This window comes from Propionispora vibrioides, from assembly GCF_900110485.1.
GTDB lineage: Bacteria > Bacillota > Negativicutes > Propionisporales > Propionisporaceae > Propionispora > Propionispora vibrioides.
Window position 1 is genome coordinate 325,872 of sequence record NZ_FODY01000001.1, and the last position, 16,579, is coordinate 342,450.

Below are 16,579 nucleotides of genomic sequence, written 5' to 3' on the forward strand. Positions count from 1 at the left end.
GCGAATATGTTTCATATTCCCTTAATGAACATATCAAATAAGGACAAAACAATTTCAATCGCAATTAATATAATAACGGCCCATTCCAGGCGAGTCCCGCGGCTTGACTGGGCCAGACCGGCAAACACATTGGTAATGTCCATCAACACGGCTGTTTTATGATGAATATTATTATAGCGGTCATTTAATTCAAACAGCAGCATCAGCTCATCAAACAGTTTTCCTGCTTCCTCGTTCTCCCAGGTGATATCCGGTTTATCCAGCAACATAATATAAGATATGGTGTCCAATTTGAACCCCAGTATATTCGCCGACATTTTTGCCAGTTTTTTATCGGAAACCTCCAACTGTCCTTCATTTAGCTTATCAATGACGCTTTCAATCTGATCCAGCAGAACACCGATTTCAATTTCGACCTTTTCTAATGCCACCGACTTTGCTAAAATAATAGAGATAATTTCCAGATGGTACTCGTCAGGCTTGTTTGCAATAATATAATCATTGCTTAGTGTTGGCGCATGGCAGGGATCAATGGTCAGTTGGTAATGATCGACATATTTGAAAAGATAGGAAAAGTCAACCTCCGGTTCAATTTCCTTCAGATAACGGACCACCTGAATCACTTCGTGATGTTCAAAATTGATAAACACTGCGCTGCCAAAATAAAAAAGGTATACAACCTTATGTTCCGAATCAGGAAGGATGCTCCTTAAATAAGTACCGTCCAGCACCAGTGAGTCTTCCCATTTAAACTTGCGGTTGATTGCAAAATGCTGAGCAACTTTGTTCAGGTTTAGTTCCTTTCCTAAAATGAGAGCTTCAAAATTTGCCTGCATGTGATTCCTCCTCTGCAGGGAAGACAACCTGCTCCTTGGTATATTCTGTATCCGCCTACAAATATTATACTCCAAAAAATCAGACGGATTATAGTGTTTTCTAAAATTCTCCTAAATAGTGAAAGAGGTGCCTACATGAACATACAAATATTCGGTATAAAAAAATGCCAGGACACCAGAAAAGCGGAACGCTTTTTTAAAGAACGGGGCATCAAGTACCAGTTTATTGACCTGACTATCAAAGGAATGAGCAAAGGCGAACTGAAAAGCGTTAGTCAGCAGGTTGCCTGGGGCGACCTGCTCAACTCATCGGGCAAGCTCTATCAAAGTCAATACAAAACCCATATGGTCCGCGATATCGGCGAAGCCCTGCTGCAAAATCCAATGCTTTTAAATACCCCGGTAGTTCGCAACGGCACCGCCGCTACGGTGGGCTACCGGCCCGAAATCTGGAAGGCCTGGACCTAGGACGTGTTTGCAAACTATCCAAAACGCTCCCTCACGGCGCTTTTTATGCCATACTTCCTTAAATTTTTTTGAAATAGGGGCCACTATTCCTGCAAAAATTTAAGTTGTCTGACGCAAAAATTACTCGCCATGAATCATTCCGTTAGCTTGTAAACACGCCCTGGTACCCTGTCAGCCTTAAGTTTTAAGACTGACAAGGTACAGTCTACATTACCGTAAATGATGCGTATCGTTAAGCAGCGTTACAACCGGGTAATTATCATGATATTCCAGGATGCTCACCGCCGTGTTATCCTGTTTGATCTGCCAAATATGATTCAAATGAATATCCAATGCGGCACACAATAAGGTACGTATCGTCCCACCATGGGATACCAGCAGAATCGTGCTGCCGTCATGCTCCGCCACCAGTCGCTGCAGGCAGCCGGCTGCCCGCTGTTTTAACTCCCGGAAGGTTTCGCCTTCCGGTATTTGTATTTCATCGGGTTTCTGGTACAATTGCTCAATAAGCTCCGGCCAGCCGGTATAAATCTGGTCATAGGTGAGACCTTCCCAAATGCCGAAGTTAATTTCCCGCAATTCGGCAACCTTGTGAACAGGCAGCCTGTGGTTTCTGGCAATCGTCTTGGCTGTTTGATAGGCCCGTCCCAAATCACTGGCAAAAACGGCCTGGATCGGCTCATCCGCCAGCCGGGCAGCCGCCAGTTCCGCTTGGCGGATACCGGCTTCACTCAACTCAATATCACTGTGTCCCTGATATTTCTGGGCCAGATTCCAGGCTGTCTGCCCGTGTCGCACCATAATTACTCTCGTCATAACTTCACCTCTCATCAATCACTTTTCGTAAAATTGCCAGCAACCGCTCATTTTGTTCCGGCCGTTTTACGGCCACCCGGACATAGGTATCCGACAAACCGGGATAATTGCTGCAGTCCCGTATCAAAACACATTCGGTTCTTAGTCTTTCCCGCAATTGGCCTGCGGTAAAACCGGTCCGTTTAATGTCCAGCAAAATAAAATTAACTGCCGGCGCAAAAGCACTCAATTCGTGAAAAGCGGTCAGCTTCTCATACAACTCCTGTTTGGCCCTTTGCACAAAATCCCTGCTATGCAAACGGTAAGCCTCATCCCTTAAGGCAGCCACACCGGCACTTTGCGCCAGTGAATTAACGTTCCAGGGATCTTTTGCAGCATGCAGCAAGGCCGTTATATCCGGTCCGGCCAAGGCAAAGCCCAGGCGAAGTCCGGGAATGGCGTAAAATTTGGTCAGCGAATGGATAATGACCAGCCGGGGATAGAACGGCAACAAACTGCGGCAGGTATATGCACTGTCGTCATGCAGAAAATCAAGAAACGATTCATCGACGACCACCAGCGTATTCTGCTGTTTTACTTTGTCTAAAATAACTCTGATTTGAGTACTCGTCAGCAAGGTTCCTGTCGGGTTATTCGGATTGCCTAAAAAAATGATGTCGGCACTACCGGCCTGCTGCAAGATTTTTTCCGGCTGAATACCAAAACCTTCCTCCGGATGCAAGTAAACATACCGGACCTGCGCTCCGCCGGCCCTGGCTGCCCGCTCATACTCGCCGAACGCCGGTGCTGCCACCAACACTTGCTTAGGCTTTAGCATATGACACAACAGATAAATAGGTTCAACCGCCCCATTGCCTACCGTGATATGGTCAACCGCCACTCCGTACTGGCGGCTGATGGCCTTTTTTAATTCCGCCGCCTCCGTATCCGGGTAATGAATAATATGCGGCAAAGCTCCGGCCAGCGCCTCCTTTACGCTATCCGGTACCCCCAAAGGGTTTATATTGGCGCTGAAATCGAGAAAATCCACCATTTGCCCGGTTTGCTCACGCATGGCCGCATACAGATTGCCGCCATGTTCAAAGTTCCTCATAAGCTTCCTCTTCACCTGCTTCCATAGATTGCCCGCCCGCAATCAGTCTTACTGTGGTCAAATACCGTACGGCAGGACAGGCACACTGCACCGCCTGTAAGCAGCCTGCCTGAAATTCCCGCAACGCCGGGGGAAACAAAATACCCAGCACCGTCCCGCTATGAGCCACGTTAACTCCTACTGCCCCGTAGCTTTGGGCAATGGAAATGACCTCCGGCAAGCAGGGCTTGGGCAGGATCGACTGATTGGCCAGCGCGCTTAAAGTAGCCCCCTTACCAATTAATTCGCTGTCGCCTGTTTTAATTCCTTGTATAACCCAGGCAGCAGCCTGCGCTGTCTGCTCCTCTTTTGCCTCGTTTAGTTGTCGCAAATCCTGACGCCGGTTAAACTGCAGCGTATCCACTTCACCGCCTGCATCCAGCACAAGGATGTCCAAAGCGGGCGGCGGGCCTAACGGCTGCCTGAGTTGTCCGTATAAATGGTCAAACATGACAATGCCCGGATAAAAAACCCCGTCGGTTGGTTCGATCGTCAAGGCAATGTCGGCTATTTCATCAGCACTGAGTCTGTTGCCCGACCATAGAGCAGCAGCCTGGCAGGCGGCGCTGATATCGGCACTGCTGGACGCCATGCCTTTGCCGCGCGGCAAATCGGAAAAAAGCCGGACCTGGTAGCCGGCCGGCTCAGTATTCAAATACCGGAAGGTCTTTTCCAGCGCCAGTTCCACTTTTGTCAGGTCGTTCTTGGCCGTCTCCCGGCAGGAGCTTAGTTCAATTGTGGAATACAGATTGACCGGGCAGGTAATCAGAAAATTGGTGCCCTTACTCACTCCCTGCACCAGTTCGCCGCAAGACCCCGGTACTTTCACCTTTACCCGCATGACCGGTTCTCCCCGCCTCTTTTGTTAACTAAAAAAAAGCGCATATAAGAACAGCACCACCAATTCCGTTAATTCCGTAATAGCACCATAGGCATCCCCGGTCAGACCGCCCAGTTTGCGGCTGATATAACCGGCTATGCCAAGCCCGGCGCCTACTGCCGCCAGACATAGCAGCAGAGCTGTCATGCCAAAAACACTCACCAACGCGAAAGTATAAATACCGGCCACCAGCAAGGCGGTTTTTCCGGCATACTGGGCAAAAGCCTTGCCCATGCCGTCCTGCCTGGCATAGGGAAAAGACGTGATTCCGATGACCATAACCAGCCGCCCGATCACAGGCATGAGAAATAAAACGTCCGGCAGCTTTGCCACAGACATATCCAGCAGTAACGACCACTTGAGCAAAATAAACAAAGCAAAGGCTGTAACGCCATTGGCGCCGACCCGGCTGTCCTTCATAATCTCCAGCATCCGCTCCCTGGACCGGCCGGAAAAAATGCCGTCCATGGTATCCATAAATCCGTCGCAATGCAGCCCGCCGGTTAGCAAAATGTGCGCCCCCACTAAAAACGCAGCCAGGGCATGGGGCGGGAAAGCAAGCTGAACCAGCGGCAAATACGCCTGCAACAGCCAATAGCTGCCTGCCAGCAGCGCACCGATTACTGCCCCGACTAGGGGAAAATAGACCACGCTGCGGCCAAAACGTTCTGCCGACCACTCCACTTCCCGGTAAATCCGGATGCGGGTTAAAAATTGCAAGCCAGTAATAAAATCTTTCATCCATCCAGTCAGGCTAGGGCTGCTTCCAAACTAACGGAATAATCCATGGCGAGTGATTGTTGCACCAGACTAGTTAAAATTTTTTGGAATAGTGATTACTATCCAAAAATTTTAATTAAGGCACAAAGGCTCCGGCAGGGAATGTTGCGGATAGTTTGAAAACAGGTCTAAGCAGCCTGCCTCCAGTTTTATTTTATCAGTGTCAAAACACCCGCCAGCAAAACAAACAATACCGTACTCACATACATGAGATAGCTGGTCCGGGTGATGTGTTCCGGTCGCAGTGCCGCAGTGCCATCGCCCATATGGGCGCGATGGGAAGCGACACCGCCATAGTAATTTAACCCGCCCAGACGGATACCTAAAGCACCGGCCGTAGCCGACTCAGGGATACCGCTGTTAGGGCTGGGATGTTTATGGGCATCCCGCCAAATGGTCTTGGCCGAACGAACCGCATCATAACGCAGCAGCCAGGCGGCCAGCACCAACAAAATGCCGGTAATTCGGGCGGGAAGATAGTTGAATATATCGTCAATCCGGGCGGCAATCATGCCGAAATCAAGATACTTTTCATTCTTATAACCGATCATGGAATCCATGGTGTTGACCGCCCGATAGAGAAAAGCCAGCGGCAAACCGCCAAGCGCCAAATAAAAAAGCGGCGCAATAATACCGTCAACAATATTTTCGGCAATCGTTTCCACGGTGGCTCTGGTTATTTCGGCCACATCCAGACTGGCTGTATCCCGTCCCACAATCCAGCCCACCTTATAGCGCGCCTGTTCCAGATTGCCGGCAACCAAAAAATCGTGGATTTCCCGGCCGGCCGCTGCCAGGCTACGGGGCGAAATGACAAAAGAGGCCAGCAGGGCTTCCAAGCCGAAGGCAAACCAACCGGGCAACTGCCTAAGACACTGGGTAAGACTGTATACCGTTCCAAAGGTAATCAGCAAAACACCCAGGACCAAAAGGCCACCGGCCAGCCTTTTCTGCCCGGCCGCAGCCTGCCGGTTCAGCAGCCTTTGTTCGAAAAAGGCAATCAGCTTGCCCAGCAGCACAACCGGATGCCAGGCTGTACGGGGATCTCCCAAAACCAAGTCAAGCAGCACTGCCGCTAACGGCAAATAGATGTCCATAGTTTAGCCTCGCAGTCCCATGATGCGGTATAAGGCAGCCATATCCAGATGAGTTCGCACCGTATCGGCCAACCTGTTATAGCTGGCCTGCTTTTCTGCCCGGCTGTTGCTCATACTGTCAAGTCGCGCCAATCCCTTCCGTTCCCGCAGGGCATTCAATATGGCCCGGCGGTATTGGTCATTGTCAAAAATACCGTGAATATAAGTCCCCATAACCAGGCCATCCCGGCGAACCACACCGTCCTGGCAGGCCACTTCCTGTTCCGAACGGCGGTGAATGGAAAAGGCGCTTTGCACCGTTTCGCCAAACTCGGTACGCCCCATGTGAATTTCATAGCCCGTAACCGGCAGACCGGCAGCGTCAATACCGAGGAACCCCGCTCCGTTGCAGGTCGCACTGACCTGATGGGTCACTTTGTCCGCCGCAAAGGTGGTAACCGTATCAAGTAAGCCTAAGCCGGCGGCAGACTCCAATTCCGACTCGGTATGCTCCGGGTCAAGGATTTCTTTGCCCAGCATCTGATAGCCGCCACAAATTCCGATCACCGGTGTACCTGCCGCCAAAAGCCGCTCCAGTTCCCGGTCATAGCCCATTTCCTTAAGGTACAGCAAATCCTCCAGCGTGTTTTTACTGCCCGGCAGAATAATCAGGTCGGGCTGCCCGATTGCTTCTCCCCGCTTCACATACCGGATAGCAACGTCGCTTTCGCCGGCCAGCACGTCAAAATCGGTGAAGTTGGAGATTTTGGGAGTCCGGATTACGGCAATTTCCAAATCACGTTGGCTTGCCGTTTTCTTCTCATCCAACGATACCGAATCCTCATCATCAATCCCCAGACGTTCCAGATGGGGAATAACGCCCAAAACAGGCTTTCCCGTTTTCTGTTCCAGAAACTCAAGCGCCGGCTGAAGCAGCCGGATATCGCCCCGGAATTTATTAATGATGATGCCTTTTACCAACTCCCGCTCTTCCGGCTCTAAGAGCTCCAGCGTTCCCACAACAGCGGCCAGAGCCCCGCCCCGGTCGATATCGGCCACCAGAAGTACAGGCGCCTGCAGCAGCTTGGCAATGCGCATATTCACAATATCATTAGCCTTTAAATTGACTTCGGCCGGACTGCCGGCTCCCTCAATAACCATGATTTCGTATTCCCGGTCCAGTTTCTTAAGACATTCCTCCACAACATGCAGGGCTTTCAGACTGTAGCCGTTGTGATATTCCGCCGCCGACATGTTACCGACCGGACTGCCTTTGAGAATCACCTGCGACTTTGCATTGCCCGTCGGCTTTAAAAGTACCGGATTCATTTCCACCATGGGTTCCAAGCCGGCCGCTTCGGCCTGGGCCACCTGAGCGCGGCCCATCTCTTCGCCGGTTTTGGTCACATAGGAATTAAGCGCCATATTCTGCGCTTTAAAAGGTACGACTTGAAAGCCGTCCTGCAGAAAAATCCGGCATAAAGCCGTCGTTAGTATACTTTTACCCACATGGGAACTCGTCCCTTGAATCATGACTGGTTTAGCCATCGTTAGTCGTTACACCTCTTTGTTGTCCGGTTTTTATGGTTACGGGAAGGCCGCATACGATCAGATATACTTCTCCAGCATACCGGGCCGCCTTCTGATTGACCCAACCGGCAATATCGCGATATTCCCGCGCCAATGCGTTTTCCGGTACAATGGCCATGCCTACCTCGTTGGTTACGAATATAACCGTCTTTTGCGTCGTCACCGCACTCTGTAAGAGCCGCTCCACCGCGTCCAGTATATATTGCTGCCTGGCTTCCACCTCAGTCGGCGCCTCGGGGGATAACATAAGATTGCTGGTATATAGTGTCAGACAATCAAACAATATGACATCCGCTGCGGCGGCTGCCGCCATAGCCAGCTCTGCCCGGTAAGGCGCCTCAAAAGTTTGCCAGCTTGCCGGGCGCCGCCGGCGGTGCAGCGCCACCCGCTGTTCCATTTCCTGATCATAGATTTGCGCCGTGGCAATATAAGCTATCTTTTCTCCCGCCGCTGCCGCATATTGCTCGGCAAAGCTGCTTTTCCCGCTCCTGGCGCCACCGGTGATTAAAACAATTTTCCCTGCCATACCCTCACTCCAGGTTTTTACTTTACTTATTTAATCCGGTTTGCTTTTGCTCCCGGTACTGCATGCAAGCTTTCATGAAACGGTGCGCCGCCGGTTTATTGCCGGCAAAATGCATATGCAAATAAGAGGCCAATACATTGTTGGCGGCATAACCGCCGGGATAGCCGGTTCCCGTCCGTAGCTTGATCATGGTAAACGCCCAGGGAAAACTTTCCGCCGCATCGGGAACCAGCCGGGAAAAATGAAACTCATGGCCCCGCAGCGACTGTCCCGCTGAGCATAACAGATTATCCCTGAGCGGCATAGCCTCCACATAACCTACGGTCTGCAATTTTTGCTCCATAACACAGGTCGCCGGAATGACTCCCGCCATTTCATAAGCTTGGCCGGAAAAATCCACTAGTTGCCGTGTCAGATACATCAAGCCGCCGCACTCGGCATACACCGGCATACCATGTTGGGCAGCCACCCGGATGGCCTCCCGCATAGTCCGGTTAGCAGCCAGAGCTTGAGCAAACATCTCAGGAAAACCGCCGCCCAGCAGCAGTCCGTCCACCGCTGGCAGGTCTTGGTCGGTTAAGGGACTAAAAGGTACAAGCTCCGCCCCCAGCACCTGCAATACATTCAGGCTTTCCGGATAGTAAAAAGAAAATGCCTGGTCCTGTGCCACACCAATGCGCAGCCGCGGCACTTCCGGAACATGCTCCGCCGGCGGCATATCCAAGGGCACTGCTTTACCGGCCAATTCGATAATTCGGTCCAGTTCAAGCTGGTTTTCCATAACCTTGCCCAAATCCGCCACAAAGGTCTCCGGCGCATATTCCGTTACCGGCGTAAGCCCCAAATGGCGTTCCGGCAAAACAATGCCCGGATCACGAAACAAACAGCCCAGCACAGGTATATGGATTTTTTGCAGCGCCTCCAGCACCAGTTCCTTATGGGTAGCCGACCCCAGGCGGTTTACAATGACCCCGGCGATATGCACCTCCGGGTCATAATTTTTATAACCCAATACGGTAGCGGCAATGCTTTCTCCCATCGACTTGGCATCTACCACTAAAATAACCGGCGCTTTGAGCAGTTTAGCCAGAGCCGCCGTGCTGCTGATTCCCCGACGGCCGCCGTCGTACAGCCCCATGACGCCTTCGATGACAGCCATTTCACTGGTCTGCGCCGTATTGACAAACAGCCTGGCCGTCAATTCCGGCGGCATCAGCCAGGTATCCAGATTATGGGCCGGTTTGCCGCTGGCCAGACTGTGAAAGCCGGGGTCAATATAATCAGGGCCTACTTTATAGGACTGTACATTCATATTCCGGGCGACCAACGCCGCCAAAAGACCCGTGACCACCGTCGTTTTCCCCACGCCGCTCTGCGTTCCGGCTATAACAATCCGTGGTATATTCTTCTGCATACCCATTCCTCCCCATAGACGCTACGCTGGCCCCATGTTATCTCGTAAACAGTGATTCCCTACCGCTGCTGATCCATGTACAGCAAGGCATTGACGGTAGCCGCCGCAATCGGGCTGCCGCCTTTGGTTCCCTCCACCGTAATATAGGGCACCGGTGAAGTTTTCGCCAGCAATTCTTTTGATTCGCTGGCCCCGACAAATCCGACAGGCACACCGATAACGAGCGCCGGCCGGATACCGGTTTCTTCCATCAAACGGATGACTTCAAACAAAGCGGTAGGCGCATTGCCGATCGCCACAACCGCCCCGTCCAGCCGGCTGCCGAAAGCGCGCATTGCCGCCATCGACCGGGTGATGCCTTCCTGTTTTGCCGTTGCCGCCACGCTCTCGTCGGCAATCAGGCAATGGACCTGACCGCCCAAGCCGGCCAGAGTCTTTTTATTAATGCCGGTGCGGACCATTTCCACATCGCAAAAAATATCACAGCCCTGCTTTAGCGCCTGGCAACCCGCTGCCACGGCAGCTTCATGAATCCGGATTACTTTTGCATAGTCCGGGTCACCGGCCGCATGAATAATCCGGGAAAAAATTTTTATCGCTTCCGATGACAAATGCAGCCCGTCCAGATAGGGGGCGATAATCTCCATGCTGCGCCGCTCAATAGCCATCGGATCTTTTATAAATTCCATCATATAACCCTCCTCGTGTGTGGCGGTTTTTACATCACCGGCAGCCGTTTACCGCACGGCTGCCAGCCATGTGTTTATTGACATAAGCCAGCACCTCTGCAAAAGAGGAAACCACCGTTTTATAAGGCAGCACCGGCCGGTCAATGATCACCAGCGGCAGGCCGAGTTCCCTGGCGGCCGAAAATTTGGTGTCACTGCCGCCAATTTGACCGCTGTTTTTGGAAACCACCACCTCAGTCCCAAACTCCTTAAACAGCGCTTTGTTTAATTCATGGGAGAACGGCCCCTGCAGGGCGACAATGTCGCGGGGTTGAAATCCCAGTTCCAGACATTCCGTCAGAACACCCGGTTCCGGCAGAACTCTGGCAATTAACCGGTGAACAGCCGGGTCGGCCGCCGCCTTAAAGACTTTCAAGTGACGGCTGCCGGTAGTCAAAAAGATGACCTTCCCCAGAACCATCGCCTGCTTAGCCGCCATTTCATAATTGGAAGCTTTATATAATTTATCGTAAGCCGGTAGCGCCGCCTGCGGCCGCTCGTAGCGCAAATAGGCCACACCGCAGTTTTCACAAGCCTCCATGGCGTTGCGCGAAACATTGACCGCGTAAGGATGACTGGCATCGACCAATAGTTCCACTTGCTGACGGCGAAGCAACTCTATCATGCCGTCCGTATCCAGCATGCCTTCCTGGGCCTGCACCTGACTCTCCGACGCCAACTGCCGGCCATACTGGCTGACCACAGAAACTATGACTTTATAGCCTTTTGCCAACTGCGCCGCCAGTTGCCGGCCGTCCTGCGTCCCCGCCAGCACCAGGATCATAGCTTATAGCCCCGCGGGGTTACCATGCGGGCGTCCCGGACATAGGTATGGCTGTTGCCGACAATAACCAGCGAAAACATATCAATATATTCTTTGGTAAAGTTGGCCAGGTCACTGATAACAACTTGTTCCCTTTCCCGCGTTGCATGACCGACGATGCCCACCGGGGTAGCCGGCGAACGGTGCTTCAACAGAATTTCCCGCACCTCTTCAATTTGCGTGACCCGTTTGGAGCTTTTGGGGTTGTAGATAGCCACAACAAAATCACCGGCGCCGGCCATTTCGGCCCGCTTCTTGATCACATCCCAGGGAGTCAGCAAATCACTCAGGCTGATGACGGCAAAGTCATGCATGAGCGGCGCTCCCAAGGCGGCAGCGGCGGCGCCCACGGCGCTGATTCCCGGAATGACCGTTACCTGGGGCCGTACGTCGGCCGGATATTGGGCGGCCAGTTCGAGCACCAGACCGGCCATGCCATAAATTCCCGGATCGCCGCTGGAAATGACGGCAACCTGCTTCCCGGTCATAGCGATCTCCACCGCAGCTTTGCAGCGGTCAATCTCCTGCATCATGCCGGTACTGACCACTTGCTTGCCGGCAAGCAGGTCCTGAATCAATTCAATATACGTATCATAGCCGACGATGGTCTCTGCCGCCAGAATCGCTTCCCTGGCCCGCAGGCTCATGTCGGCGAGATTGCCCGGACCGATACCGATAACCGCTACTTGCTTAAGGCAAGCGCCACCGTTACCCGTCCGATTTTCTGTTTGTGCACCAGCAGTTTGTCGCTCTGTCCCGCCAGTAAAGCTGCCGCTTCGCATACATTTCCCACTCCTATCTCCTGTTTGACAAAACTTGAAATTCCCAGTCCCTGTTGATCAATCGTATCCTGCAATTCATCATTATTAAAAAAACGCAAAGGTACCTGCAAAGCAGTACCGGTTTCCAGTAGCCCTGCCTCATCGGCCTTCACCACACTGCTGCCAAGGACAGCGATACTGCACAGGCTTCGTCCGTTCTCGGTCAGCACCTGTTCAATGGCCTGCCTAATCTCCTGCGCCGTCGTTCCCCGGCGGCAGCCAACTCCGACGGCCAGCACAGGCGGCCGGATATAAATATGAGGTACCGGCGCGTTCCACAACTTATCGCTGAGAATAACCGCAGCATCCATGGGCTGCGCCAACTGCGCCAGAGACTCCCAACAGATGCCCAGTTCCGCTGCAGCCGTACGGATAGCTGCCTGACCGGGCAGCGTATCATCCAAAAAATATTTTACCACACCGTCATTGGCGATGACGGCGTTAACGGTTTTTAACTGAGCGAACGGTTCCAGGGCAAAATCCAGTTGTTTAGCCAGTACATCCGGCGCCGGCCGCTGCGCCAGATCGGTCGCGGTGGTAATCACCGCCTCAGCACCAATCGTCCGGCTGATCTGAATGGTCAGAGCATTAGCGCCGCCCAAATGGCCCGACAGCAAACTAATCACATGGTGACCGTCATCGCCCAGCACGACCACGGCCGGATCATGCCTTTTATCCCGGATATGGGGCGCAATGACGCGAACTACAATTCCCGTAGCCATGATAAAAATCAATCCCTCATAGCGGTCAAAAATCCGGCCTATCAATTCTCCCAGCGAATCAAACTCTTCCGCCCCGTCTACCGCAGCCCGTCCCGCTTTCACATATACCGTAACCGTTCCGGGCAGTTCCCGGGCCAGGCGTGCCGCTAAAGCGCCCCCTCTTTTCGTTACCGCTATCGCCGCTAATCGCATGAGGCATCACGGTACATGTGCCCAAACTCCGGAGCATATAGCCGGGACAGCGCGTAATCACTGCCTAGGCAATGGCCCACCACAATCATGGCCGTCCGGTCAATGCCTTCCGCCGCCACCGTTCCGGCAATGGTGGCCAGTGTGCCGCGAAATATTTTTTGCTCCGGCCAGGAAGCCTTTTGCACAATGGCCACCGGCGTGTCCGGCGAATAGCCGCCGTCGACCAGTTCTTTGACCACCGTATCCATCATGTGCACACTTAAAAAGATGCACATGGTAGCATTATGGGCAGCCAGGCTGACAAGTTTCTCCTTATCCGGTACCGGGGTCCGGCCTTCCAGCCTTGTCACAATGACGGTCTGAGAGACCTCCGGCAAGGTGTATTCACATTTCAGCGCCGCCGCCGTAGCCAAAAACGAGCTGACTCCCGGTATTACCTCATAGGCAATATTGTGCTTAACCAGCGCGTCCATCTGTTCTTTAATCGCCCCGTAAATACTGGGGTCGCCGGTATGTAAACGGACCACCTTTTTTTGTTCGGCCACAGCCTTGACCATAACCTCAATCACTTCCGGCAAGGTCATCTTCGCGCTGTTATAAATGCTGGCCCCCTGCTTAGCCAGCGACAGCAACGCCGGATTGACCAGTGAGCCGGCATAAATGATCACATCGGCCTCACTGACCAACCGCTGCCCTTTAACCGTAATCAGTTCCGGATCGCCCGGACCTGCACCGACAAACCAAACCTGCATATCCATTCCTCCTGTATCTCTACACGCTACCTGCGCTTTTTACGTTCGCCTCAGCCGCGATAATATAAATGGGATTAAGAGCCTGCATCATATGGCTGGATGCGACTTTACGCAGCCTTGTCACCTGGGCGCAGATGGTTTCCACGGAAAATTCCGGACAACTGTCCAGAAAGGCCAGCGCCCGCTGCAGCGTTTCCACGGTCACAGCGGTGACAACCAGCCGGCCGCCCGGTTTCAGCAGTTGCCAGGCCTCGGTTAAAATAGCCTCCAGCTTCCCGCCGCTGCCACCGATCAAAATCACATCGGCCTGCGGTAACCCCTGCAGGGCTTCCGGCGCCGCCCCCGCTATCGGCCGGACCACCGCCGCAAACCGGGCCGCGTTCTGCTTGATCAGTTCAATGCCCTCCGGCTCCCGCTCAATCGCATATACCTCGCCGGAGCCGCTTTGCAGGGCCGCTTCAACCGACAGCGAACCGGTTCCGGCTCCAATATCAATCACCGTATCGCCGGGATTGATTTTCGCCCGCGCCAGTACAAGTATCCTGATCTCGGCTTTTGTCATCGGAATATTGCCCCGGATGAACCGGTCGTCGCTGATTCCCACATGATAGGTCATGCTTTCACCACCATCACACAATGTGAATATCCTTCCCTGTTACTTAACTCCTCTAAGGTAGCCGTAACAACCTGTTCATTCTCATAGGATAGCGCCAGGCAAACGACTGCCGGCGTGGCAGCCGGCCAGCCGGCCCGGAGCAAGTGCCGGGCGATGGTGCAGGAATTGTTTTCACTGTCTGTTAAAATCCCCAGTTTTTTATCACACCGGTAAGCCAGCCCTGTTTCATCCGCTTTGCGCCCATGCAGGCTGATCAGTGTGGCATCCTGCCAATAATCGCCTGTACGGGCAAATGCCAGTTGCAGGGAACTGATGCCGGGAATCACTTCGATGCACCCTTGGGGAAACTGGCGGCGAATCGCCGGCAACAAGCTGTAAAACCCCGGATCACCGGACACCATGACAACCACATCCTGCGCAGTCAGTTCCGCTTCTATATAAGACAACACGCCGGCAATATCGCCGTCAATGACTTTGCTTTTCACACCGGCCGGCGCCAGCGTTTCCAGCGCCCGTTTGCCGCCCACCAGAACGCGGGCCTGCTCAATGGTTCGCTTGGCAACCGGCAGCAGATAGTCCGCCGAGCCGGGGCCGATACCTACCACAATTATTTTATGTTCCACCCTAACTTCTCTCCTATCTTGACAGCACCTGCATCCATGCCCAATATAGCTCCCTGCAGCGTGACAATAACCGTTCCCACTTCCAGGTCCTGAAACACATACCGCATAGCCCGGTGAGTGGCCCTCTCCGCCAGCACTGCATATACTTGCCGCAAGCCGGCGTTTTCAATGATCGGCAGCGCGGCCTCGGTGGTGGCGCACCGCAAAATGGCCTGCACCGTCTGCTGTGACGCCCCTAACGCAGCAGCATAAGCCGCCAGTGTCTCCATGCGTCCGTCGGCCATACGGTTATGAGTGTGAAAAATGCCAGCCGCCACTTTGCAAATCTTGCCCAAATGTCCAAACAGCAAGACCTGCTTCATCCCGTACCGAACGGCCTGTTCTAACATGAAGCCGATAAAATTGCTGGTTTGCACAATCTGCTCGGCCGGCAGACCGCATTGTTTTATCGCAATGTCCTGGCCGATTTTGCCCGGCGCAAAGATCACCGTATCATAGCCGAGCGCCTTAACCACACTGATTTGAGGCGCTAAAGAATTTTTAAACGCCTCTTCCGACATGGGCTCCACAATCCCGGTTGTACCGATAATCGACAGTCCGCCGGCAATTCCCAGCACGGGATTCAAAGTACGGGCCGCCAACGCTTCACCGCCGGGAATGGATACGGTGACAACTGCGCCCCAGCCCGGTGGCAGAGCGTCCCGGACAGCCGACAGAATCATCTGGCGCGGCCCCGGATTAATGGCCGGTTCACCGACAGGCACGGACAAGCCGGGCAGCGTAACCGTTCCCACGCCGCTCCCCGCTCGTAAAACAATATCCGCGCCTTCCGCCACTTCCACTGCCGCCTCAATTGTAACGCCATTAGTAATATCGGGATCGTCACCGGCATCCTTCACAACCGCTGCTTTGCCGCCCCGTTCGGTTCTGCTGCTGCCGGCAATGACAACGGCGATAGGCTTTTGCTGCGGCGATAATACAACAACCTGTTCCACCGGCTGCCCGCGCCAGGCTGACACAGCGGCCTTGGCTGCCGCGGCCGCACAGGTACCTGTGGTAATCCCTGTTCGCATTTGCTTGGACAAACTAAAAAACCCCCTGTGACAAAGGGGTAAAAAGCAACACAATGTAGATTTTACCCACCTGCCCATCTTTCGTAGGTCATAACGGTGCGTGTTAAAATAGGCAGGTCTCCTGACTTCGGATCAACACATACCCGCACCTTCCCGGTTATCCCAGTGGCTAACGCGAATATACTCCCCATCACAGTGGCGGGACCGCTCCGGAATTTCACCGGCATTCCCTTTTAAGCATGACAAGCACCTATTTCCTTCCTTATTCAGCTACGGCAATATCGTCTGAAACCATCCTGCAACACCGGGAAATCACTCATTCTAGGTAACCACTGATTAAATGAACCTGCCGGCCTGGCGAGAGATTTTTTCGTCTGGCAAAGAAGTAAAACCGCAGGAATAGCGGCCCCTATGGCAAGGTTTTGCTGACGTAGCCAGGCGGAAAAAGATCCGTCAGGACGCGCAGCGTGAATTAATCAGTGGTTACCTATCAGCGGTTCCCTTGCAAATTTTGTCTTATTTTATCTTATTCCACCCCGGCGCCTTGTTTTCCTGCTTGGCCGGTCCGTTAAGACACTGTTTATTATTCCTGAGCACGTACACAGCCTGACGAACCCTTTTCCGCCAGACCGACAGGCTCATTACATCAATGGTTCCCTAACAGAGCCAGATTATACAGACAGACCGGATGTAAAAAGGAAACGTTCAACC

18 protein-coding genes and 1 riboswitch are annotated in these 16,579 nt (G+C 53.2%); of the genes, 1 reads left to right on the forward strand and 17 read right to left on the reverse strand.

Going from position 1 to position 16,579, the window contains the following annotated elements; genetic code table 11:
• Positions 1-11: 11 nt before the first annotated feature.
• The gene (locus BMW43_RS01740; protein ID WP_091743663.1) at positions 12-836 is read right to left on the reverse strand and encodes an RMD1 family protein; all 825 of its coding nucleotides are present in this window, start codon (positions 834-836) and stop codon (positions 12-14) included.
• A 135-nt stretch (positions 837-971) separates the two neighbouring features.
• On the opposite strand from BMW43_RS01740, the gene BMW43_RS01745 reads away from it, so the two are divergent.
• Positions 972-1,304: an arsenate reductase family protein gene (locus BMW43_RS01745; RefSeq protein WP_091743664.1), complete on the forward strand. Its 333-nt coding sequence runs from the start codon at positions 972-974 to the stop codon at positions 1,302-1,304.
• 210 nt (positions 1,305-1,514) lie between these two features.
• Here BMW43_RS01745 and cobC read toward each other — a convergent pair whose 3' ends face one another.
• The 16 genes from cobC to cbiD form a co-directional block, all read right to left on the reverse strand.
• Positions 1,515-2,120 (reverse strand): alpha-ribazole phosphatase, encoded by a 606-nt coding sequence (gene cobC, locus BMW43_RS01750; RefSeq protein ID WP_091743665.1) that lies wholly within the window; start codon positions 2,118-2,120, stop codon positions 1,515-1,517.
• 4 nt (positions 2,121-2,124) lie between these two features.
• On the reverse strand, positions 2,125-3,213 hold the full coding sequence (gene cobD / locus BMW43_RS01755) for a threonine-phosphate decarboxylase CobD (RefSeq protein WP_091743666.1): 1,089 nt from the start codon (positions 3,211-3,213) through the stop codon (positions 2,125-2,127).
• Positions 3,200-4,093, reverse strand: a complete 894-nt coding sequence (locus BMW43_RS01760; protein ID WP_091743667.1) for a GHMP family kinase ATP-binding protein — start codon at positions 4,091-4,093, stop codon at positions 3,200-3,202. Before BMW43_RS01760 ends, cobD begins: the two co-directional genes overlap by 14 nt.
• 24 nt (positions 4,094-4,117) lie before the next feature.
• The gene (gene cobS, locus BMW43_RS01765) at positions 4,118-4,873 is read right to left on the reverse strand and encodes an adenosylcobinamide-GDP ribazoletransferase (RefSeq protein ID WP_091743668.1); all 756 of its coding nucleotides are present in this window, start codon (positions 4,871-4,873) and stop codon (positions 4,118-4,120) included.
• Between the two features lie 188 nt (positions 4,874-5,061).
• Positions 5,062-6,009, reverse strand: coding sequence for an adenosylcobinamide-phosphate synthase CbiB (gene cbiB, locus BMW43_RS01770; RefSeq protein ID WP_091743669.1), 948 nt, complete (start codon positions 6,007-6,009; stop codon positions 5,062-5,064).
• Positions 6,010-6,012: 3 nt separating this feature from the next.
• A complete protein-coding gene (locus BMW43_RS01775) occupies positions 6,013-7,536 on the reverse strand; it encodes a cobyric acid synthase (protein WP_091743670.1) in 1,524 nt (507 codons plus the stop codon).
• Positions 7,529-8,104, reverse strand: coding sequence for a bifunctional adenosylcobinamide kinase/adenosylcobinamide-phosphate guanylyltransferase (gene cobU / locus BMW43_RS01780; protein ID WP_091743671.1), 576 nt, complete (start codon positions 8,102-8,104; stop codon positions 7,529-7,531). Before cobU ends, BMW43_RS01775 begins: the two co-directional genes overlap by 8 nt.
• 22 nt (positions 8,105-8,126) lie before the next feature.
• Positions 8,127-9,518, reverse strand: a complete 1,392-nt coding sequence (locus tag BMW43_RS01785; protein WP_439331436.1) for a cobyrinic acid a,c-diamide synthase CobB — start codon at positions 9,516-9,518, stop codon at positions 8,127-8,129.
• Positions 9,519-9,577: 59 nt separating this feature from the next.
• Positions 9,578-10,207 carry a precorrin-8X methylmutase gene (locus BMW43_RS01790; protein WP_091743673.1) on the reverse strand — a complete coding sequence of 210 codons (630 nt, stop codon included), beginning with the start codon at positions 10,205-10,207 and terminating at the stop codon, positions 9,578-9,580.
• A 34-nt stretch (positions 10,208-10,241) separates the two neighbouring features.
• Positions 10,242-11,030: a precorrin-6A reductase gene (gene cobK / locus BMW43_RS01795; protein ID WP_091743674.1), complete on the reverse strand. Its 789-nt coding sequence runs from the start codon at positions 11,028-11,030 to the stop codon at positions 10,242-10,244.
• Positions 11,027-11,716, reverse strand: coding sequence for a precorrin-3B C(17)-methyltransferase (gene cobJ / locus BMW43_RS01800; protein ID WP_245732184.1), 690 nt, complete (start codon positions 11,714-11,716; stop codon positions 11,027-11,029). Before cobJ ends, cobK begins: the two co-directional genes overlap by 4 nt.
• 35 nt (positions 11,717-11,751) lie before the next feature.
• On the reverse strand, positions 11,752-12,804 hold the full coding sequence (locus BMW43_RS01805) for a cobalt-precorrin 5A hydrolase (protein ID WP_091743676.1): 1,053 nt from the start codon (positions 12,802-12,804) through the stop codon (positions 11,752-11,754).
• On the reverse strand, positions 12,795-13,556 hold the full coding sequence (gene cobM / locus BMW43_RS01810) for a precorrin-4 C(11)-methyltransferase (RefSeq protein ID WP_091743677.1): 762 nt from the start codon (positions 13,554-13,556) through the stop codon (positions 12,795-12,797). Before cobM ends, BMW43_RS01805 begins: the two co-directional genes overlap by 10 nt.
• Positions 13,557-13,575: 19 nt before the next feature.
• Positions 13,576-14,172 (reverse strand): precorrin-6Y C5,15-methyltransferase (decarboxylating) subunit CbiT, encoded by a 597-nt coding sequence (gene cbiT / locus BMW43_RS01815; RefSeq protein WP_091743678.1) that lies wholly within the window; start codon positions 14,170-14,172, stop codon positions 13,576-13,578.
• Complete coding sequence (gene cbiE / locus BMW43_RS01820; RefSeq protein WP_091743679.1) at positions 14,169-14,795, reverse strand: precorrin-6y C5,15-methyltransferase (decarboxylating) subunit CbiE; 627 nt, start codon at positions 14,793-14,795, stop codon at positions 14,169-14,171. Before cbiE ends, cbiT begins: the two co-directional genes overlap by 4 nt.
• The gene (cbiD, locus tag BMW43_RS01825; protein WP_091743680.1) at positions 14,780-15,880 is read right to left on the reverse strand and encodes a cobalt-precorrin-5B (C(1))-methyltransferase CbiD; all 1,101 of its coding nucleotides are present in this window, start codon (positions 15,878-15,880) and stop codon (positions 14,780-14,782) included. Before cbiD ends, cbiE begins: the two co-directional genes overlap by 16 nt.
• A gap of 82 nt (positions 15,881-15,962) precedes the next feature.
• Positions 15,963-16,137: riboswitch (cobalamin riboswitch) on the reverse strand.
• Positions 16,138-16,579 lie beyond the last annotated feature (442 nt).